This window comes from Cyclobacterium salsum (genome assembly GCF_010119245.1).
Classification (GTDB): domain Bacteria; phylum Bacteroidota; class Bacteroidia; order Cytophagales; family Cyclobacteriaceae; genus Cyclobacterium; species Cyclobacterium salsum.
The window spans coordinates 412,268-434,444 of record NZ_WNKG01000002.1 but is presented as its reverse complement, the minus strand read 5'-3'; the positions used below and the strand labels follow the sequence as shown (position 1 = coordinate 434,444).

Sequence of the window (22,177 nt, the reverse complement as noted above, 5' to 3'; positions counted from 1 at the left end):
ATCACATAACAAATAAAAAAAGGTTTTAATGATTATTTTTAAATAAAAACAAATTATTATTGTCCATAAATTAATTTTTATTTCGATTTATTATAAAATACAAAATTTATAATCCAAAAAACTAAAATCAGTGTTTAAAGAAACAGTCGATTGCGATGCAAATAAACAAATTCATTCAACTAAAAAACTATGCATAAAAAAAGCATTGCCTTTCTGCAGAAAAACAATGCCCCTAACCTCATAAATAGCTTGACTAATAATGCCCTTCACTCAAAATCTGATCAAAATACCGGATGGTTTCTACCAGGCCTTCTTTGAGATGCACCTTGGGTTCCCATCCTAGTTTTTCCCTGGCCAAATCGATGTTTGGCTTCCGTTGCATGGGATCATCTTGTGGCAAGGGAAGGAATTTCAGTTTGCTTTTGGACCCTGTCAATTCCAGCACATTTTCCGCCAGCTCCAACATGGTAAATTCCACTGGGTTGCCGATATTCACCGGTCCAATAAACTCATTAGGACTATTCATCATCGAGTGCATCCCTCTAATCAAATCGCTCACGTATCCGAAGCTTCGAGTTTGCTTTCCATCTCCAAAAATGGTAATGTCCTCTCCTTTCAATGCCTGGACGATGAAATTACTCACCACCCTCCCATCGGAAGGATGCATGCGTGGTCCGTAAGTATTGAAAATCCGTATGACTTTTATATTTAGTTTTTGCTGCCTGTGGTAGTCAAAAAACAAGGTCTCGGCACATCTTTTACCTTCATCATAACAGGCCCTCGGGCCGGTGACACTCACACTTCCCTTATAGGATTCTGGTTGAGGGTGCACCTCCGGGTCTCCATATACCTCACTGGTGCTAGCCTGTAAGATTTTTACTTTTAATCGCTTAGCAAGTCCCAGCATGTTAATGGCACCAATCACACTTGTTTTAGTCGTTTGTACCGGATCAAACTGATAATGTACCGGGCTGGCAGGACAAGCAAGATTATAGATTTCATCCACTTCAACATACAAGGGCAATGTCACATCATGCCGAAGAAATTCAAAATTTTTGTTGTCCAGTAGGTGGTGGATATTTCTTCTTCTTCCTGTAAAAAGATTATCGGCACAAAGAACCTCATGTCCTTCACCTAAAAGTTTGTCGCAGAGATGACTACCTAAAAAACCAGCCCCTCCGGTTACTAAAATCCGTTTCATTTCTTTAAAATAAATATTTCAAAATATAAACCTGTCATTCAACAGAAGCAAAAACCAAAAATAATAATTTATTTGCCATTGCTATCGTTTTTTTTTAAAGTAGTTTGATTTTTATTTACATTTATGTAAAGAATCCCTAGTATGGATTTTCTTAACACATAAAACTCAATATAACATGCTAAAAAATTGCCCTCTTCTGATTGCCGGAAGCCTTTTGCTACTGTTTACTTTAACCAGCTCCTCACTATCTCAGGCACAGGATGGAAAAAGAGACCTTTACGAATTAAAAATCTACCATATTGCCAACGAAAGCCAGGAAAAAATGGTGGATGAATACCTGAAAACAGCATTTATACCTGCAGCGCACCGGGCTGGTCTGAGCAATGTAGGGGTATTTAAACCGCTGAGTTCTGAAGAGGATGCCGGAACGAAAATTTATGTACTGCTCCCATTCAAAAATTCAAAAGCGTATTTTCAATTTCAGGGAAAATTGGATAAAGACCAGACCTACCAGAATGCAGGCAACGATTATATACATGCCGCCCATGATAAGGCTCCTTTTGAGCGTCTTGAGACGGCTTTGCTTCAGGCATTTACTGGTAGCCCAAGAATGGCCACACCAAATCTGACTGCCCCCATGTCCGAACGGGTATATGAACTCAGAAGTTATGAAGCCGCCACAGAAAGGCTTTACCGCCAAAAAGTAAAAATGTTTAATAGCGGTGAAATTGACATTTTTGACAAACTTGATTTTAATCCCGTTTTCTACGCAGAAACATTGGCGGGTGCGAATATGCCAAACCTGATGTATCTGACCACCTTCGAAAACATGGAAGACCGGAATGCTCATTGGGATGCCTTTCGGACCGATCCTGACTGGGAAGCCATGAAAGACTTGGAAGAATACCGGAATACGGTGTCCAGAAACGATACCCGCCTGCTTCAACCGACTGACTATTCGGATATTTAAATATTAAATAATTAAGGTAGTTTCTAAAATCTGCAAACCTGTCAGGTTTTTGTTGCTATTCAAGCAACAACACACTTCAAGTAGATGAAACCTGACAGGTTTAATTCTTCTTTATCAGATGTGAATAAGATCATCCAGCGAATTTAAGGTAGTTACTTAGTGCTGTTTCCGATTCGGGACAGCACTTTTTTTATGGCCTTTCTGCTGCAATAAACGCACTAACCGGAAGGGTCTTTTGAATCAGGTTTACCTCAGCCAAAATTTTCATGGTGCGCTCCAAATGTACCGGAGGAATCTCCTTTGAGGTAGCCCAGGAAGTTTGTTCCAACCATTTATTCACATCCTCGGAACCCAGGTGATAGTTTTTTTGAATCGTCGGAGCAATTGCTTTTTTATCCTGCATCAAGCCCGTGTTGATGTCATAAATGGCATTCAGCAGCCTGTCGGAGAGCCCCGGGTGATTCTTTAGAAAATTATCGGAGGCCACAATCACAAAACAGGGCCAGGGAGTAGGTATTTCACCGATCCTTCGGAACCAACCCTTTGATACGAGGGGCTGGGAGGTGTATTTTTCCCAAAGAAAGGCTTTGGGATTGGCACTCTTAAACGATTTGATGGCACCATCCAGGTTTCCAATAATTTCAAAATTTATGTCCGCTGTGTCCCAGCCATGCTCTCTGGCCAGAAGAAAGGCCATCAAATGGGAACCGGAACCCATTCTGCTTACCAAAAAAGGAACGTTCTTCAATTCAGAAACCTCCTCCAATTTGGAGTTTCCAGGTACATGAATTCCCCAAACAAGAGGCGATTCTACATGAAAACCAATCATTTTTCCCGGGTTTCCTTCAATTTTGTCCTTTACGAAACTTTCGGTAAGAATAATCGCCAGATCCGTATTTCCCTCCCGGATGGCTTTGTTCATGGCTCCGGAGCCTTTGGATTCATTTTCCCATACTAGTTGGATATCCTCTTCCAAAAATGGTTGCTTTTCTACTAACTTTAACCAAGGGAAATTAAAATGTTCTGGTACTCCGGTGATGGTTATCTTTTCCATAAATCAAAGATAAAAAGGAAATTTTATAGTTTCTAATAAAGATTAAAACCGTGTTTCCACTAGCATTCTTTGGCAAATCGGTTATTTTCATGCAAATCATAAGGCAATTGTTCCGCGGTATTATTATCTTTGCATGTTGATTCTTTATTTCTTCCTGAAATAGAATCCTACTATCATTAATCAAAAACCATTCCTTATGAAATTCAAACCTGGAGTAAAATACGGCGAAGAGCTCAAAGACCTGTTGGCCTATGCCAAAGAAAGTGAATTTGCAATGCCAGCTGTAAACTGTATCAACAGCAATACCGTAAATGCGGTACTGGAGACGGCAAAAAAAGTCAATTCTCCTGTGATGATCCAGTTTTCGAATGGGGGCGCTCAATTTTTTGCCGGAAAAGGCTTGCCCAATGACAAACAACAGGCTTCTATCGCAGGTGGGGTTTCCGGAGCCATGCACGTACAAAAAATGGCGCAAGTTTACGGAGTGCCGGTAATTTTGCATACGGATCATGCGGCCAAAAAATTGCTTCCCTGGATTGACGGCCTACTAGCCGAAGGAAAAGCCTATTACGAAGCCTTTAAAAAGCCTTTGTTTAGTTCGCACATGCTGGACCTGTCAGAAGAGTCGTTAGAAGAAAATATTTCCATTTCGGTAGACTACTTCAAAGAGTTTGCAAAACTTCAGATGGCAATAGAAATAGAGCTGGGGGTGACTGGTGGAGAAGAAGATGGCGTAGATAATACCGATGTAGACAGCTCCAAACTTTATACACAGCCCGAGGAAGTGGCCTATGCTTACGAAGAGCTAAACAAGGTGGGTGACATGTTTACCATCGCTGCTGCCTTCGGAAATGTACACGGGGTCTACAAGCCCGGCAACGTTTCACTTCGGCCGGATATCCTAAAAAACTCGCAGGATTTTATCAATAAAAAATTCGGAACTACCGGTAAGCCTGTAAACTTCGTATTTCACGGCGGTTCAGGTTCCACTGTGGAAGAGATCCGGGAAGCAAATGGATACGGTTCTATCAAGATGAACATCGATACAGATTTGCAATGGGCCTTCTGGGAAGGGGTATTGAAATATTACCACGAAAAAGAAGGATACCTTCAGACGCAACTGGGAAATCCCGAGGGCGCGGATAACCCTAATAAAAAATCATACGATCCACGGGTTTGGCTACGTAAAGGGGAGGAAAATTTTGGGAAACGACTGGAATTGGCCTTTGATATGCTGAACGCCATTAACCGTAATTAAAACGGACAAGCGATAACCAAGTAAAAGCTACCCCTTAGAATGCGGGGTAGCTTTTACTGTTTTAGGGGCAACCAGCCCGATACATAGATCAAATTGATATTGTCCTTGTCCAAATCAAGGTTGCAGCCATTGCTTCAAATAACCGCTTCTTTCTTCAAGATCAACGGTTTGAATTACATTGATCTTTTCCATGGCTGCCCGTTCCGGCAACAGGGATTGACCCTCAGAAGGCGTCACGGCATCGACCTGCAATACCAGGGGTCTTTTGTCCGCCAGGTTTTCCAACAAATCAGGCAAATCATAATGGGTTACCGAGTTGGCCACGGCAAAAGGAATCAGGGAAGGGTCGTAGTTTCGTTCTTGCACCAGCGCTCGGTAGGATACCATGGGGTCGATTAACGCAATCGATGAATAAGCCTCATTGTAATTTGCTGCATGCAGCAGAACGGCTGACATGCGTCCCTTAGCCAGGCCTTTGATGGTTTTATTTCCGGATACTTCCTGCAACGTCTTTGCAAGTCGATTGACATCCCCGGCGTGCAGACCTACCAGACTCCGTCCAATCAGAATACTGCCAAACCAATGGTTATAGGAATTTCCTTTGAAATTAGAGTCCCCATTGAATCCACCGCTTCCCATTTCCCCCGTATTCAACAAGTCGGGTGCCATGACCATGGCTCCTTCCTTTACCAAAGCTTCCATCTCGCCCCCGACCGACGCATCGGCCGCTTTACCCTCGGGATGCAAGTAGAGTACCGCTTCAGCGGTAATCTCCTCCGGTACCAGCAGCAAAAATGGAATCCAATATTCCCCCTCTCCTTTTATCAGGTGCTTTTCTACCGTATATCCGTCACGTTGGTACCTGCCAGTCATCATTCGCTCCGATGTACCCACCGGCTCCAGGTATCCGGATAATTCCCTTGAATCCGCAACCCGTTCCTCCAGGGTTCCGGTAGGTTGATCCGAAAGGAATTCCAGGTTGAGTTGCTGTATGGTCTTTCCCGGGTACGTTTCCAGTAATTGTCCTTTTGGACTGACCTGGAGTTCTTCGTTGCTTAAGGTATCTATCGATTCATCCAATGACTCCCCAGGGAGATTTAAATGGTTTTGGAAAAAGGCATACATGGCCTCCCTGTTTTTTTGAGTAGATGCATGACCAGCGTCGTCTTCCACCAAGGCAAAATTACCCGGCGCATCGAAAGCCTGGTAAATCCGGCTTACCTGCTTTGCCGTTTCTCTTGCCCCTTCAATATTGAAAATATCTCTGCTCGTGGCGATAAGCAAATTAGGTTTAGGTGCTCTCACCAGCAGCAAGTCGGGCTGATCCAGCCCGGAAGCAATCCCCCGATAGAAATTTTGTTCGGCATCCTGTGGCCCGTGAGTTAACCATAGCCGCCTAAAATTAGTAAGGTAATTTTCAGGTGCTGAAGCATAAATACGATCATCAAAGGCAGCGATGTAAGCTGCTTGGGTGCCTCCGCCGGACCTGCCGGTGATGCCTATTCTTTCCCGGTCCACTTCAGGCCGGGAAATCAGGTAATCAACTGCCCTGATTCCGTCCCAAATCATGTATCTTGCCTGGGAGGAGCCCGAAATAAAAGCCTGTGCACCCGGATAGGAATGCTGTTTGGTTGGTCCGCCAATGGTAGGCTTTCCCGTAGCGGAATCATAGTATTCGAGTCGTTCTCCCTGACCTACCGGATCAAAAGCCAATACGATAAACCCCTTTTTTACCAGATTCAAAATCACATGCTGGTAGGTAACACTTCGATAGGATTCCAGGGCATGTCCCGAACAATAAATAATGGCCGGGGCTTTCGATTTTAATCCATCCGGGATAAACAGAGTGGCACTAACATAAAACTCAGGCTGAGACTGAAAGACCAGATGGTCCATCCGATAGCCGGGCTTTTGGATCGTTCGGGTGATTTCTGGGCGAAGTGGAGTCTTTTCCGGAAAAGGTCCCACTACTTGCATCAATGTTTTTTCAACCTGTTTCTGCCAACCTTTCCAGTCCTCAAGGGAATGCAATTCCTTTACCGCCTTCTCTCTGGCATCCAGCATCTTAAAGGCCTGCGCTGCCTGATGCTTGTAAAGCGCATTGGGACCATCCGTAAAACTGACCCAATGCGATTGAATGACCTTTAAATCCTCCTGAGCCTGACTTGAAAAACCAAGAAAGAGAAAAATCAATAAGGTGAAGAATATGCGATTCATAAGAAAATGGGTTACAGAATTGGTAATACTTGATTCATCATACAAAGCAACATTTTTCGGTACATTTCGAAAAATCCGGCAGAACCGTTAAAGCCGAAAAAACAAAAGGGAATGACATCTTGTCTTCCCCTTTGTTTCTATCCTGCCTGAAATTAAACCTGCTCCGGAACCACATAAGGTGGCCGGCTGGGTCTGGTCAACATGGTATCTGCCTCTGTATCATTGGCAAATTTCTCATACTCTCCCATAAATTTCAATTCTCTCTTCAGACGGTAAGAGATATTTGCAATCAAGGGCAAGGCAGAAGAATAGTATCCTTCCCGGATATCACAATGCAAGCTTTCCTTTTTATCGTCTCTGATGGCATCCAGAAAGTTAGCATAATGTTCGGATCCTCCCGGGGCTGCCAACACATTGGATCCTCCCGAGGTTTCAGCCTGTGCTTTCTGGGAGCTGGCAAAAGGCTCTTTTTCATCCTTTCGAAAGGCCTTCCAGGTACTGCCATCCAGTTCGAGGTAGCCATCCGTCCCGTAAAACATGTTTCCTATCTTAATTCCCAGACTAGATTCCCCATGGGTGTACCTGCCCCGGGTTTCGAATTCCAGCACTTTTCCGTCATCGTAGGTAAAGAGCGATGTCTGCGTATTAGGTGTTTCCTGCGAGCACTCTTGGGGAGTAATCCCGTAAATTCCCCCCGCAGAATACACGGATACGGGGTGTTCATTTTTATTCAAACCCCATCTGGCAATGTCAAATTGATGGGGACCCTGATTACCGGTATCACCATTTCCGGTATCCCAATGCCAGTGCCAGTTGTAGTGGCCTTTTTTCTCATTGTAGGCCCTGTAAGGAGCTGGACCCAGCCATAAATCATAGTGAAGGCCTTCCGGTGGGGCACTGTCCCTTGAAATACCAAAGGAATTCCGTGGCTTATAGCACAATCCGCGGGCCATATACACCTCTCCAATATTGCCGTCATGTAAAAATTTCATGGCTTCCATTACGTTCTGGATGGAGCGATTCTGAAATCCTACCTGTACAATCCGGTTGTATTTTCGCGCTGCTTCGATCATCTTTCTCCCTTCATATACATTATGGCTGGCCGGCTTTTCCACGTAGACATTTTTACCTGCCTGGCAGGCCCATACCGTACCCAGTGCATGCCAGTGATTTGGGGTCGCAAAAGAAACCGCATCTACCTCCGGATCCTCCAGGACCTTTCTCATGTCGTATTCCGTACCCGGCGTGTCTCCAACGCTATCCTTTACCAGTTTTACTTTTTCGGCCCAGGTATTCTCATCCGCATCACACAAGGTTTTAATAACTACATTCCGGCTTTCCTTCAGTTTACAAAATTGGTTGATATGGTTGGTTCCCTGTCCCCGGATTCCGATAACAGCCAGATGCATCCGATCATTGGCACCCATAATGCTAGCGTAGGACTTCGCACTCATGCTCATTCCCGCTATGGCAATGCCCGCACTACCCAGCAGGCTTTTTTTAATAAATTCTCTTCTTTCTGACATATTTAGTTTTAGGTTTATTCTTTTTAAAAATCACATGTTTTCCATGAACCCTTCGAAGAGTACTTTCTGCTCTTGCATGGAAGCTATTTTATCTGCAGGATTGCTATGCGCTTCCAATAATACCCATCCCTGGTAGGCAGCACCATCCAATAGGCGGAAAAGCTTCTGATAGGGATAGGAATTCTCGTTGAAAGCCCGGACGTGAGTGGTATCTCCCAACCACTTTTTTACCATGGCAAAATTCGCTTCCAACCCAGGATCCATCAGATCCGTATCGTTGCTGTTCCAACAAATTTTTACATTTGAGGAAGTTACCTGATCAAATATTTCCTTCATCACCGGTAACTGCTGAGTAGTTCGTCCGTGCACTTCCACCCGAATCAGTTGTCCATGATCAGCTCCATATTCCCCTACTTCACTCAGCGATTTAGCAATTTGAGCGATGGTTTTTTCCCGGGAAATTCCCTCCGGCAAGGTATTGGGTTTTACCTTGATCCCGGTGGCACCAATGTCCCTGCAAAGTTGAATATAGGCTTTGGTTTGCTGAATGTTTTCGATCAGGACAGCGGGCTCCGGGCTGTGGTATTCGAAGTTACTTCCATACCCGATACAGGTCACCGGACTATCCGCAAACCGTTTTCGGGCTTCCCTTCTTTCATTTTTATTCAGGTGTGCCTCCACGCCATGGGCATGCTCGGTGCGTAATTCGACCCCCTGATACCCCGTTTTTTCACAGTTGGCAATCAGTTCTGGTAAGGACCAGTCTTTCCCCCATAAATAAGTCACCAGGCCAAATTTCATGGAAGAAGCGTTGCCGGACCAGGCTCCCAAGGTACTCAGTGCCAATCCCGATACCAGGGTCTTTTTAAGAAAGTCCCTTCTGTAGGTTTGCTTGTTGTTCATTTCTAGTTCCATTTTACATTAAAAATAGAGGTGATTCCAGTTTCAGGAAAGGGGTTATTGTCATCAAAAGGATACAGCGTCTCTTGCGCTTCCAACACTACATCCGCTTCCTTTAAACTCCCATCGGCATGCAAGGCTTTTGAAAGATCAAGTCCCAAATGTTTGGCCAGAAAGGGATAAACCGCTTGTCGCTTTTTGGCATCGTATCCGTGATTATCTTCTGGTATATGTACATTTTGTACCCTTTCCGGCTTTCCTTTCAAATTGTAAATATATTGAATGTGGGGATATTCTACCTCCGGGGTGTTTTTGGTCCAATCCCCTCCTACAGATACCAATAGCAAGGGCTTGGGAGCAATCAGAGCAGCAATTTCCACGTTATTGGTTTGAAAATTTTTGGATTTATGAATGGGCATGCCACTTTCACACACACATCCACCAAAAAAATGAGCCGAGACCATTACCACCGGTGCAGCCACGTCAATTCGATCGTCCACTGCCGCCAGCAAAAACGATTGGGTAGCCCCACCGGAAGCTCCGGTAACGGCCAGCCTTTCGGGATCCGCGCCCAGGGAAAGGATAAAATCAACCCCTCGAATGCTGTTCCACAGCTGCATCTTGAGCACTTCTCCATCGGCACGGTGCTCCCAACCCAGCTCCTTTTGCTGCCCGTAGCCCACGGCATCGTAAGCAAAGACCATGGCTCCCATTCGTGCCAGGGAAGCGAATCGTTTTTGGGCATCGGCCCGGTAGCGTCCGACATCCCCTTCCTGATCCCAATGCCCGTGCGGACTTAAGATGCCAGGCAATTTTCCAGAATTTTCGAGGGGCATGTAAACGCTTCCCGTCACATATACCCCTGGCAGGCTCTCAAAGGCTACATTTTGAACTTGATAACCCTCATGTACGCGCACCTCTCCCAGAATAGGATTCAGGGCCGTTTTTTCAGGCATCCGCTGTAGCTCCGTTCCCTTCAGAATCTGTTTTCGAATATCTTTGGCCCGTTTATCCCAGGCCCTTTCACTTTTGTATTCTTCCCGCATCATTTGAAGGAATGCGGCTCCTTCCTCTTCGGTCCAGTGCGCCCCCACACAAAGCATCTCATCCGCCTCTTTTTGGGCCTCGGCGGCAGTGATGGATAGCAGTAGCCAACAAAAGGGAACCAGCAGGGCACTCGCCATTTGGGTAATAGGATTATTTTTCATGAAGTTATTTTTAGGTTTTCAGCCATTTGTCCCACCAGGAAAAGGCTTCCTGCTGCATGGCCTGATCAAATTTATGTGGGCCCGGATAATAGGAGGCCTTGTACCTATTCGCTGCTCCAGCCTTTTCAAAGACCTCCTGCAAAATCAGATCGGCCTTTTTCATTTCGGGTAAGGTGTACAATTGATCCTGCTCGTCATTTAAAACCAAGGTTGGTAGTGGAGTCCGCAGCCCCAGAATTTCTGGAAAATCCAATTCCTCCGGTAAGCGGGGAACGTAAGTCATCCAGGTATGGGTATAGGCTTTATTTAGCATAAAGTCAGTCCAGGTACTCATAAATCCCACACAAACGGCACATTTGATTCGGTGATCCAAACCGGCCATCATAACGGTACGTAGACCGCCTCCGGATAATCCGCCACAGCCTACGTTCTCTTCGTCTACATCAGGACGAGCCAAAAGCAAATCCAGCGCCACCTGATCCTCTGCAAAAAACACCCCCGGCCAGGTAGTGCCGCCACAAAAAAGCGATTTGGCCATTACATGCTCGTGCTGACCGGCCCATTGGTTGTAAGCTTCAATGGATTGAGGGGATTCCGGATCCCTGTCGGACAATCCGGAGCGTTGATCTTCGGGAACATCTTCCAACAATACCCTTCTGCTGGCAAAGGTAAAGGCATCTGGTATCATGACCACATAACCCCGTTTGGCCATCTCATTGGCCCAGGCTTTTCCTTCGTAATAATGATCCTGATGACTTGACATCAATTCGTGCTGACCTTTTCCTGTTTTCGTTATTTTCCTGAGGCCAAAATACTTGTTCCCTCCATGGTCATGAAACGCAAGGATAGCTGGTAATTTACCGGTAGCAGCCTCCGGTTTCAAAATAAGTGCTTTCGTAGGACGTCCGTAGGGTAGCTGCCAGGAAACTTCCTCTATCTGCAACCCATCGTACACGTGAGAATCATGGACCTTCATGCGGGGTAGCTCCCCCAACGCCGGTATGCCCAGCCTTTCTCTGGTACGGCTAAGAGCAAGGGATTTCCATTCGTTCAGATCAGTAAACGAATCATTACGAAATGAGAGGGATGGTAATTCCCTTTTCATGACACGATCCAACCAAGGGCCGTAAGGTCCTATAATACTCTGTTCGGCACGGTTCATTTCGGTTTGGGTTTGGGCTGGAGCGTTTGCGAGGGCAGCGGGGAAAGAGATCCCTCCTGTCAGCCCCACCCCAACCAGGCCAGCCTTTTTTATAAATTCTCTTCTTTCATTTTCCATGTACAGATTGCTACTGCAAATTATTGAGCCAATTCAAGCCCCCTGGTAGTGACATAGTATTTTGCCAACATGTTAGGAACTTCCCAGTCGGGCAATTTCCCCTCGGTGAGGTATTGGATGTACGCTTCTGTTACTTCCCTGAAATGATCTTCATGACTCGTCCTGAATGGTTGTGGAATGACTATTCGCCAGGAATTTTTCCCTTCTACCTTCACTACATCGAGTCCACTGAACTTACCGGACAGGTTGCTGACCTGCTCCTGAACCGTCGTTTCAAATGCTTCCGGATCCACTCCTTCCACTGGTTCCAGGTATAATTCCGGAGTGTAATTTTCTTCCGCATCTTGCCGGATCACCAGATTAGATTTGGTTCCTCTCATAATGGAATAATGGGTGTCGGCAGACCCTTCCGGTGCGATGTAATTCCAGATTACGGATACCTTGGCATGAATTCCATTAATTTTATAGTTTATCTCGCCATTTCCATACACTTTTAAGGTGTCGTTTTCTACTACCCCTTGCAAGTAATCCGGATACGCGTCCAAACCGGTGGAACGAGAAAACTGTTCCATGCTCAGGTCCGTGGTCCATCTTCTGGCCTCAAGCATTTCAATGTCGGTCTCATAATTAATAACTGTTTCGGGAAAACTTTCCCATTGCACTAAGTCTACCAGGTGGGTAGTTACGTCCACTATCCCATTTCCCTGCTGGCTCACGTCGTAAAACCAGGCCGGTCGAATCAGCGGCTTGCCGGAAACCTGCTTGTAAAAATGATGCACACTTTCTTTGGTGATCGCGGGGTCTTCCAGGCTTCCTTCCACCAAGGTACCGAATATTTCGGGAATCATGGAAAATTCACGTTGAAGGATCGTCGAAATTTCAAACCGTTCGGTCATAATATCATAGAGCAACACGTTGTTTTCACTGGCCGACGCGAACGCTTCTTTGAGCAATTCAAACCCGGCAACATCAATGGCCATGGGTTTGTCTGCCAGCACATGAAACCCAGCATCTACGGTAGCCTTGATATTTGCGGTCTTTTCCCGGTTATTACCGGCTGTCACCATTACATTTCCCTTCTTTTCCTGAATCATTTTTTCCAGGAAATCATCTCCCTTGTATACTTCCAATTGCCAACTGGTAGGGTTCTCTTCCCGCGTATTGAAGCTTTCTATGGCTTGCAGGTAAGCCTCTAACTCCGGACCGTCTGGGGCGTAAACATGTACTTTTGGATCGACCTGCTCGTACATGGATTTTTTAACCAGGTGGGCATGAAAATGTCCCGGGTCTAAGGTTAATAATTTGATTTCGTTTTCTTCTCCGTTAAAGGTAGTTTTCACTTCTTCTTCCACATTTTTTTCGTTGGAACATGAGATGGATAAAAGTAAAATTGAGGCAGCAACAGGTGACCAAAATTTACTATTGAATTTCATAAGTGTATTTTTAAATATTAAAGTTTAATGAGATTAAATCAATTACCACAGTACTTTTTATGGTATTCACGGCATAGGCACTTTCATTTCCTGAATAAGAATTAAGAAACGGTTTAATAAAGGATTAAATATAAAGAATATCACAAAAGAATAAAACATATAATAGCGCAATCGATTGCATTTACTGGATTATTTCCTTAATATTCATTTTAAACGGTCTCAGGGCTGTTTTGCTATTTTTGGTTTCCTGGACTGCCCAATGAAAAAAAAAGAAAAAATTACCATACATGACATCGCCATGGAGGTGGGGGTCACCGCCTCTACCGTTTCACGGGCATTAAACAATCATCCCAGAATAAGTCCTGCTACAAAGAAAATGGTTTTGGAAGCTGCCAAGGCGATCAATTACAAGCCCAATCGAATTGCCGCGGCCCTCCGGCACGGGAAAAGTAAGCTTATTGGCATTATTGTTCCAACGATCAACCGAAATTTTTTCTCGTCCATCGTCCGAGGTATAGAAGAATATGCCAATGCCAGGGATTACAAAGTCATGATCAGCCAATCCTATGACGATTATAAAAAAGAGGTTGAAACGATCGATGCCCTGTTAGATGCCCGGGTGGATGGAATCATGGTTTCCCTGGGAAAAAACACGCATTCTTTTGCACATTTTGAGTCCGTCATCCAAAAAGGAATTCCATTGGTGTTTTTTGACCGAACCACGGACGAACTGGATGTGAATCAGGTAATAATCGATGACTATTCCGCTGCCTATCAAGCTACCAACCATCTTATCGACCAAGGATACCGGCACATTGCTCATTTTACCAGCCATATGAAAATCAAAATTTACCTGGAAAGGTTACGCGGATACAGGCAAGCATTGCTGGATAATGGTATACATTTTGATGCGAAGATGGTAGTAGAAAGCAACATGCAGCTGGATGGGGGGCGGAATAGCGCGCGATTTCTTTTGGATCAGAGTTTTGGGTTTGATGCCATCTTTTCGGCAAGTGATTACGCCATTGTGGGTGCCTTGCAGGAATTGAAAAAAAATAAGGTAAAGATTCCACAAGAAGTGGGGCTGATTGGTTTTAGCAATGAACCCTTTACGGAGTTTACTGAACCTGCACTGAGCACAGTCGATCAGAAAGCCATTTCCATTGGCGAAAATACAGCCGCCCTGTTTTTTGAAATGATCAACGGTGATCCCAGGCCAAAACCCAGGATTAAAAAAGTCCTGGACGCTAACCTGATCATTCGTACCTCCTCTAGCAGAATTCCAAATATCCAACTTAATACTAACTCAACTAATCCTGAATAATTTATGAAACCTTTACACAGAAAAAACATTCCCTCCGACCAAAGCAGACCTTTAAAAATAGTCCAGTTTGGTACCGGAAATTTTTTGAGGGGATTCGCTGATTGGATGGTAGACCTGCTGAATGAGAAAACAGATTTTAATGGTGACATTCAAATGGTACAGGTACACAGTCGCCAACCGGCAGCCGGGATCAATGCCCAGGATGGCCTGTATCACCTGCTTACAAGGGGCTTCCAAAAAGGTCAAACCGTCGAAGAAGACAGGTTGATTCAATGCGTAAGAGGTGCTATTAACCCTTATATCGATTACCCCGCATTTTTGGCGTTGGGTAACGAGCCGGAATTGGAGTTTGTCTTTTCCAATACTACCGAAGCTGGGATTTATTTTGAAGAAAAGGACATGGACCGCACGCTGACACCCGATGCTTTTCCCGGAAAACTGGCAGCAATGCTTTACCAGCGTTTTACCCATTTTAAAGGAGACCCTGAGAAAGGCCTGGTAATCCTTCCTTGTGAACTGGTGGAATCCAACGGAGATAAACTCAAAGAAAACGTCCTCAGGTATGCCAATCTCTGGAACCTTCCCGGTTCCTTTGAAGATTGGCTGGTGAAATATAATTCTTTTTGCAATACCTTGGTGGACCGTATCGTACCCGGATTCCCGGTAGAGGCAGCCCCAAAAATCCAGCAGCAACTTGGGTTTAGGGACGAGCAGCTGGTAATAGCTGAGCCATTTCACTTTTGGGCCATAGAAGGACCCGAATGGCTTCCAGAGGCTTTTCCGGTAGCGAAACTGGGGCTAAACGTGAAATTTGTTGACGATCTTCGTCCTTTCCGCACACGGAAAGTAAGGATATTAAACGGTGCCCATACCAGTATGGTACCGGTAGCTTATCTAAATGGACAGCGTTTAGTCAAGGAAGCGATGGACGACTCCGAAACCAGTGAATTTGTGGAGAAAACCATTTTTGAAGAAATCATCCCTTCCATGGATTTGTCTCCCGATCTGTTAGAACCTTTTGCTGCCGATGTGCTGGATCGATTCAGGAATCCGTTTATCAAACACAAGCTGATGGACATATCCTTGAATTCCATCGCCAAATGGAAGGTACGGGTGCTCCCCTCGCTGTTGGAGTATATCCAAAAAAAGGACCAGTTGCCGCCAAACCTGTGTAAAGCCTTTGCTGCGCTATTAGTTTTCTACCGAGGGCATTACAAAGGAGAGCCTATTCCCCTGAGGGATAAGGAGGAAAACCTACATTATTTCGATCAATTATGGAAGATCAAAACGCCGGAAGACCTCGTTGGTAGTGTACTTTCCAGAATTGATTTTTGGGACGAAGACCTGAATCTGGTCCCAGGGCTCAGTGAAATCCTGATCAAGGAAATAAATGCCTTGCTAGCCCAGGAATAAAGGATAACCAAAAACGGCTTCTCTAGATGAGAAGCCGTTTTTTTGGTCTTTATACTTTTACAAATTGTACCTACTAAATGTACTGATTGAGGATATTTTCGTACATCTCCTGCTTACCGCTGATCATCTTTGGCTCACCGATTTCCAGTGCATGGGATCTCAGATCTTCCAGGCTAAGTTTTCCTTCTTCAAAATCCTTTCCCTTTCCACCATCGTAAGAAGCATACCTTCTTTTACGGAGCAATTGATAATCGGATTTCTCCATGATATCACTGGCAATGAGTAAACTTCTGGCAAATGCATCCATGCTTCCTACGTGTGCGTGAACCAAATCGTCCAGGTCGGTGGAATTCCGCCTGATTTTGGCATCAAAGTTTACCCCTCCGGTAGTGAATCCAGGCCCCTGTAACAATACCAGCATGGCTTCGGTCAGTTCCTGAAGATTGATAGCAAACTGGTCGGTGTCCCATCCATTTTGATAATCTCCCCTGTTGGCATCTATGCTGCCCAACAAACCGGCATCCTGAGCAACCTGCAATTCATGCTGAAAGGTGTGTCCGGCCAGGGTGGCATGATTCACTTCAAGGTTTAATTTGAAATCTTTATCCAGTCCGTAGTGCCTCAAAAATCCTACGACCGTTGCTGCATCGTAGTCGTATTGATGCTTGGTGGGTTCCATGGGCTTTGGTTCGATCAGGAATGTACCCTTAAATCCCTGCTTTCTACCATAATCCCTTGCCATGCTGAGAAATTGTGCCAGGTGCTCAGTTTCCCGTTTCATATCGGTATTCAGGAGGGACATGTACCCTTCTCTTCCTCCCCAAAAAACGTAATTTTCGCCGCCAAGTGCGATGGTGGCATCAATGGCATTTTTGACCTGCGTGGCCGCCCTGGTCAAAACGTTGAAATCAGGATTGGTAGCAGCACCGTTCATGTAGCGGGGGTTGCTAAACACATTGGCCGTGCCCCAAAGCAGTTTGATGCCTGTTTCCTGCTGCTTTTGTTTTGCATATTCCACTATGGCCTGCATGTGCTTTTCATACGTGGCAATATCTTCCCCTTCATCTATCAAATCCACATCGTGAAAACAATAAAAAGGAGCACCTATTTTACTGATGAATTCAAAAGCAGCGTCCATTTTATCCTTGGCTCGCTGAATCGGGTCAGATGCTTTGTCCCATTCCCGCACCAAGGTGCCCGGACCAAAAGGATCGTTCCCGGTGCCGCAGAAGCTATGCCAATAAGCAATCGCAAACCGAAAATGGTCTTTCATGGTTTTTCCTTGAATGATCCGGTTTTCGTCATAAAACCGGAAAGCCAGCGGATTTTTAGAATCCCGCCCCTCAAATTTGATTTTACCGATAGTTGGAAAATATGATTTTGACATGGTAATCGATTAGTTAAGGTATTTACAATTGTAATTAATTTATTTCACTTGATTGAGGTTGCTTTCCCATTGCTGGTAAACATCCTGGTAAGCCTTTATTTTTTCCATCTCCGGATCCAATACCTGAATTCGCTCCAATCCCTCAAAAGCTTCTCGCGGACCGGCGTAAATTCCGGCTCCAACACCTGCTCCCCTTGCGGCCCCCTGGGCTCCATCGGTATCGTACAATTCCAAGGAAACTTCATTCATATTCACAAAAGCTTCCCTAAAAAGGGGGCTTAAAAACATGTTGGCTTTCCCAGCTTTCACAGTCTTTAGGTTGAGCCCCATGTCTTTCATGATTTGAAACCCATAGGTAAGGGCGGATACAATTCCTTCTTGCCCGGCACGCAGGACATGTCTGTGGTCATGCTTCAGTAAATTTAGCCGGGACAGATGCGCCCCCACCTGTTGGTTCTGCATGATTCGTTCTGCCCCATTACCAAAAGGAATGAAACGCAAGCCTTCCGAACCGATGGGTACCTCTGCTGCAAGTTGGTTCATTTTCTCGTAGCTGTATTGGCTTCCTCCCAAGAGCTTTTTAAGCCAACTATTCAAAATACCGGTTCCATTGACACAAAGTAACACTCCGTATCGGGGATCATCAGACCGGTGATTCACATGAACAAAGGTATTTACCCTGGAATGAGGATCAAACACCGGACGAGAGCTAACTCCATACACGGTTCCCGAAGTTCCTGCTGTCGTCGCCAATTCACCTTCTTCCAGTACATTTAGCGAAAAGGCGTTATTCGGCTGATCGCCGGCACGGTAGGTGACCGGAATACCCGGTTCTAGCCCCAATTCACGGGCAGCGGATTCCGAGACCTTCCCTTGGTTTCCAAAGGAAGAAACGGCCTCTGGCAAAAGGGATTTATCAATCCCATAGTGGTCCAACAGTTGCCCGGAAACATCGTTTTCTATAAAATCCCAGAACACACCTTCCGATAAGCCGGTTTCCGAGGTCAGGATTTCACCGGTTAGTTTCATAGCAATGAAGTCCCCGGGAAGCATTATTTTGTGGATGTTGGAATACGTTGCCGGTTCGTTCTCTTTGACCCACTTGAGCTTGGAAGCGGTGAAATTCCCCGGGGAATTCAACAGGTGCTTCAAGCAGTATTCCTCTCCCATTTCCCGAAAAGCATTTCTTCCAATCGCAACAGCTCTACTATCACACCAGATAATGGCGGGACGGATCACTGAAAAGTTTTTATCCACCAACACCAGTCCGTGCATCTGGTAGGAAATACCGATTCCTTTCATTTCGCCAGGTTTCACATCAGCTTTTCGGATTACTTCCTGGGTCGTGGCCCGAATGTATTTCCACCAAAGCTCCGGATCCTGTTCGGCCATGTCCGGCTGCGGTGCATCAATTTTCATTTCTTCTTTGGGTAATCCCTTGGAAGCCACCACTTTGCCAGAATCCGCATCCAGTAGGGTGGTTTTAACCGAAGAACTTCCCACGTCATATCCAATCAGTAGTCGTCTCATGAAAGTGTATACTTTTTTTTATTACCAGAATACTATGTAGAGGGCAGCAATGATTCCCGAAATTAAAATGGCACCGATCTTAAATTTTGTGCTGGTAACAAAAAGATCTTTTGTGATTTCAATTCCCTTCGGATGGTCCTTTCCTCTTCCTTCATACAAGCTGATTCCGATAATCAAAGCGGAAATGATTAAGAAAACCACCCCCATCCGGTCGATAAAGGGAAGGCTCGGCGTCAGGAATTTGAAGGCTGTCGATAGCGGAATTGTCAATGCTGCAGCGGTCAGTGCGGCATTGGAGGTGGTTTTTTTCCAGAAAAAACCGAAAATGAAGATGGCAAATACGCCGGGGGAAACAAATCCCGTGTATTCCTGAATGTACTGAAAAGCCTGGTCCAATTCGCTCAATGCCGGTGCGACGATGGCTGCAACAACAAAAGCAACAATTGCGGTAATTCTTCCTACCCGTACTTGCTTGTTTTCCGAGGCTTTTTCATCTAAAAAGGTCTTATAGATATCCAGGGTAAATATAGTCGAAGTACTATTGGCCATGGAAGCGAGGGATGACACGATGGCAGCCGTCAACGCTGCAAAAGCAAGTCCCTTCAACCCTGAAGGCAGGAGTTGTAGCAAGGTGGGATACGCCCGGTCCGATTTTATAATACCGGTATCCGGATCGGTCATGGATTCGATGAAAGTGGCATCTAAGCCCTGATTAACGATGACAAAGGCAGCAATACCCGGGATTACCACAATCAGTGGCATCAATAATTTCAAGAATCCGGCGAAAACCATTCCTTTTTGCGCTTCATTAAGCGATTTGGCCGCGAGTGCCCGCTGGGTAATGTATTGGTTAAACCCCCAGTAATTTAAATTAATAACCCACATACCTCCAATAAGAACACTGATACCGGGAAGGTCCATATACGCATCCCTTTCTCCTCCGGCCCCATCCGGAATCATCATTTCACCTTCGTTAATAATCATTTGAAAGTGGGAGGGTGCCTCCTGAAGCAGAGAAGCAAAACCTGCCAGTACATCGCCGGATCCCACAATGGACAAGGCCAGGTAGGTAGTCGCCAGACCACCCAAGATCAAAAAGAAAACCTGAACCACATCTGTCCAGGCCACTGCCTTTAAGCCTCCATAGATGGAATAAAGCATGGCAAATACGGCAAGCCCCGCAATTCCGTAAACCAGTGGAACACCCAGGATCGTTTCCAGGCTTAGGGCTCCCAGGTAAAGCACCGAGGTCAGGTTTACAAAAACATACACCAAAAGCCAAAAGACGGCCATGACCGTTCTAACCCGGGAATCATACCGCCGCAACAGAAACTGCGGCATGGTGCTGATGCCTTCTTTGAGGTAAATCGGTAAAAAGAAAATGGCGACGATAATCAGCGTGGCAGCTGCCATCCACTCGTAGGTAGATATTGCAAGCCCAAGCGCAAATCCAGATCCTGACATGCCAATAAACTGCTCGGCAGAGATATTGGAAGCGATCAGGGAAGCGCCCACCGCCCACCAGGGCAATGCCTTACTGGCAAGAAAATAATCGTTTGAATTTTTAATGTGTCCCTTTTTCTCCCGGGATACCAGGTATCCCATCAGGAGAATTAACAAACAGTAACCTATAAAGATGATCAGGTCTAAGGCGGTGAAATTCATGAACAAATGGATTAATGGGTTCGGTCTTTTGTCAATTCACTTGGCACTGTACAGAAAATTAAAGGTGCAATATAGTCAAATAAGGTTTTTATAAAATTAAAATCAACCAGAAAGTAAATCCTGCCGGAAAAGAACACCGCTACTGAATCAAGGCAATCGCCCTCCTGAGCGATTCGTTACGAGGGTTTTGCAGATCTGGCCCTTGATACTTATAGGATAAACAGTATCTTTGAAATGTATAAATTCAACCAACGCAACTTAAACCATGAATCGCAACCAACTGCTCCCGCTCACTGCTTACCTATCGTCTCCTATCCTCTCCCGCTTACTAATAATCATCTTGGCCCTTGTCTTTTGGGTTTCCTGTCAGTCGGATCAAAAGCAGGAGGACGCTGCCATTCAATCTGCTAAAACTCCTGCACAACCCAAAGTAGCCATTGATGATATTGAGGCAGGGATCAAAGCCTATATTGACGCCAAAACCGAACAAAACGAAGGATATTTTTTGGTAAAGGACGACGATAAACTACTGCGGTTGCGCTTGGTCCGGGTACACACTGAATACCTATCTAATCTGGGTCCCAACAGCCATTTTGCCTGCGTGGACCTGGCAGACATCAATGGAGATGTCTACGACGTTGATTTTTTTCTGGAAGGCAAACCCGGGGCCATGGATGTGACCCAAACTACCGTGCATAAGTTAAACGGAAAACCTTTTTACAGCTGGAAACAACGAGAGGATAAAACCTGGTTTCGTTTACCGATGGAAGAAGCTACGAATGAACTCATGGGCGTGATCGAAGGTCAGGACCAGTTTCGGTTTCACTACAAAGCCACCGTCCCCAGCCTGGAGGTCCCCGCAAAAATGTGGATCCCAATAGCTGTTAGCGATCCTTTTCAAACGGTAGAACTCGAATCCATGGAAGTCCCCGGAACCCATCGTATGATCAAGGATGAGAAAAATTCCAACACCATTCTCTATTTGGAGCTGGCTCCCGAAAATAGCGGTGATGAAATCGAGCTGACGTACAAGGTATCCCGAAAAGAAAAAGGCCCTTATGAAGATGGTGGGAAAGTCGAGGACCGCTACCTGGCTTCAAACAGGCTCATGCCGGTAGACCGGCGGTTTCGTGAAATCGCTTTGGAGGCCATTGGGGAGAAAAGAAACGACAGCCAGTTGATGAAGGCAAGAGCTATCTATGACTATATTATTGACAATATGCGCTATGCCAAATCAGGGGAATATGGCAAGGGTGATGCGGTTTACGCCTGCGATACCAAGACTGGCAATTGTACCGAATTTCATTCGCTGTTTATTTCACTGGCGCGGTCAGTAGGCATTCCTGCCCGCTTTTCGATCGGCGCAGCCATTCCCTCTGACCGCAACGAGGGGGGAATAGACGGATACCATTGCTGGGCTGAATTTCATGCAGAGGGAAAATGGTGGCCACTGGATATTAGCGAAGGGAACAAGTATACCGCCCTTGCCACGTACTATTTTGGAAGGCATCCTGCCAATCGTATTGAATTTAGCAGAGGAAGGGATTTGGAGCTGAATCCGGGGCCTGCCTCAGGACCCATTAATTTTCTGGCCTATCCACTTCTTGAAATTGGCGGTCAGCCAGCAGTAGCGCAATCTTCCTTTTCATTTACAAGAATCCTTTAATCCCTTTTGAAATGGTAATAAAAAACGAAGTATTAAAACACAGCCGATCCCTTTAAAAAATATAGCGATCAGAAAATATCCTGATCGCTATATTTCATCGAATCTTCTTGTACTTCACCACTTCGTTATAGCCCTTGACTAAAAGG

Annotated in this window: 16 protein-coding genes; 5 read left to right on the top strand and 11 right to left on the bottom strand. The window is 45.4% G+C overall.

Features of this window, described 5'->3' with window-relative positions:
- Positions 1-253 precede the first annotated feature (253 nt).
- Positions 254-1,201: a UDP-glucuronic acid decarboxylase family protein gene (locus GJS45_RS04460; protein ID WP_162340256.1), complete on the bottom strand. Its 948-nt coding sequence runs from the start codon at positions 1,199-1,201 to the stop codon at positions 254-256.
- 175 nt (positions 1,202-1,376) lie between these two features.
- On the opposite strand from GJS45_RS04460, the gene GJS45_RS04455 reads away from it, so the two are divergent.
- Positions 1,377-2,171, top strand: a complete 795-nt coding sequence (locus GJS45_RS04455; protein ID WP_162340255.1) for an NIPSNAP family protein — start codon at positions 1,377-1,379, stop codon at positions 2,169-2,171.
- 190 nt (positions 2,172-2,361) lie between these two features.
- On the opposite strand, the gene GJS45_RS04450 is transcribed toward GJS45_RS04455, so the two are convergent.
- Positions 2,362-3,225 carry a type 2 periplasmic-binding domain-containing protein gene (locus GJS45_RS04450; RefSeq protein WP_162340254.1) on the bottom strand — a complete coding sequence of 288 codons (864 nt, stop codon included), beginning with the start codon at positions 3,223-3,225 and terminating at the stop codon, positions 2,362-2,364.
- Positions 3,226-3,421: 196 nt separating this feature from the next.
- On the opposite strand from GJS45_RS04450, the gene fbaA reads away from it, so the two are divergent.
- The gene (fbaA, locus tag GJS45_RS04445; protein WP_162340253.1) at positions 3,422-4,483 is read left to right on the top strand and encodes a class II fructose-bisphosphate aldolase; all 1,062 of its coding nucleotides are present in this window, start codon (positions 3,422-3,424) and stop codon (positions 4,481-4,483) included.
- 114 nt (positions 4,484-4,597) lie between these two features.
- Here the strand turns inward: fbaA and GJS45_RS04440 are convergent, their stop codons facing one another.
- From GJS45_RS04440 to GJS45_RS04415, 6 genes are all read right to left on the bottom strand, one after another.
- A complete protein-coding gene (locus GJS45_RS04440; protein WP_162340252.1) occupies positions 4,598-6,700 on the bottom strand; it encodes an alpha/beta hydrolase family protein in 2,103 nt (700 codons plus the stop codon).
- 152 nt (positions 6,701-6,852) lie between these two features.
- Positions 6,853-8,226 carry a Gfo/Idh/MocA family protein gene (locus GJS45_RS04435; RefSeq protein WP_162340251.1) on the bottom strand — a complete coding sequence of 458 codons (1,374 nt, stop codon included), beginning with the start codon at positions 8,224-8,226 and terminating at the stop codon, positions 6,853-6,855.
- Between the two features lie 30 nt (positions 8,227-8,256).
- On the bottom strand, positions 8,257-9,129 hold the full coding sequence (locus GJS45_RS04430; RefSeq protein WP_162340250.1) for a sugar phosphate isomerase/epimerase family protein: 873 nt from the start codon (positions 9,127-9,129) through the stop codon (positions 8,257-8,259).
- A gap of 2 nt (positions 9,130-9,131) precedes the next feature.
- Positions 9,132-10,334, bottom strand: a complete 1,203-nt coding sequence (locus GJS45_RS04425) for an alpha/beta hydrolase family protein (protein ID WP_235954589.1) — start codon at positions 10,332-10,334, stop codon at positions 9,132-9,134.
- A gap of 10 nt (positions 10,335-10,344) precedes the next feature.
- Positions 10,345-11,613 carry a prolyl oligopeptidase family serine peptidase gene (locus tag GJS45_RS04420; RefSeq protein WP_162340249.1) on the bottom strand — a complete coding sequence of 423 codons (1,269 nt, stop codon included), beginning with the start codon at positions 11,611-11,613 and terminating at the stop codon, positions 10,345-10,347.
- 20 nt (positions 11,614-11,633) lie between these two features.
- A complete protein-coding gene (locus tag GJS45_RS04415; RefSeq protein WP_162340248.1) occupies positions 11,634-13,046 on the bottom strand; it encodes a putative oxidoreductase C-terminal domain-containing protein in 1,413 nt (470 codons plus the stop codon).
- 259 nt (positions 13,047-13,305) lie between these two features.
- Between GJS45_RS04415 and GJS45_RS04410 the strand changes: the two genes are divergently transcribed.
- Together GJS45_RS04410 and GJS45_RS04405 are read left to right on the top strand one after the other, a co-directional pair.
- On the top strand, positions 13,306-14,370 hold the full coding sequence (locus tag GJS45_RS04410) for a LacI family DNA-binding transcriptional regulator (protein ID WP_162340247.1): 1,065 nt from the start codon (positions 13,306-13,308) through the stop codon (positions 14,368-14,370).
- Positions 14,371-14,373: 3 nt separating this feature from the next.
- The gene (locus GJS45_RS04405) at positions 14,374-15,783 is read left to right on the top strand and encodes a tagaturonate reductase (protein WP_162340246.1); all 1,410 of its coding nucleotides are present in this window, start codon (positions 14,374-14,376) and stop codon (positions 15,781-15,783) included.
- A gap of 73 nt (positions 15,784-15,856) precedes the next feature.
- On the opposite strand, the gene xylA is transcribed toward GJS45_RS04405, so the two are convergent.
- Genes xylA through GJS45_RS04390 form a run of 3 tightly spaced genes read right to left on the bottom strand, consistent with a single transcriptional unit; the run spans position 15,857 to position 20,365 of the window.
- On the bottom strand, positions 15,857-17,170 hold the full coding sequence (gene xylA / locus GJS45_RS04400; protein WP_162340245.1) for a xylose isomerase: 1,314 nt from the start codon (positions 17,168-17,170) through the stop codon (positions 15,857-15,859).
- Between the two features lie 39 nt (positions 17,171-17,209).
- Positions 17,210-18,700 (bottom strand): xylulokinase, encoded by a 1,491-nt coding sequence (locus GJS45_RS04395; RefSeq protein ID WP_162340244.1) that lies wholly within the window; start codon positions 18,698-18,700, stop codon positions 17,210-17,212.
- 21 nt (positions 18,701-18,721) lie between these two features.
- Positions 18,722-20,365 carry a sodium/sugar symporter gene (locus tag GJS45_RS04390; RefSeq protein WP_162340243.1) on the bottom strand — a complete coding sequence of 548 codons (1,644 nt, stop codon included), beginning with the start codon at positions 20,363-20,365 and terminating at the stop codon, positions 18,722-18,724.
- A 265-nt stretch (positions 20,366-20,630) separates the two neighbouring features.
- Here GJS45_RS04390 and GJS45_RS04385 point away from each other — a divergent pair, with 265 nt between their 5' ends.
- Positions 20,631-22,031 (top strand): transglutaminase-like domain-containing protein, encoded by a 1,401-nt coding sequence (locus tag GJS45_RS04385; RefSeq protein ID WP_162340242.1) that lies wholly within the window; start codon positions 20,631-20,633, stop codon positions 22,029-22,031.
- The last annotated feature ends 146 nt before the right edge of the window (positions 22,032-22,177 follow it).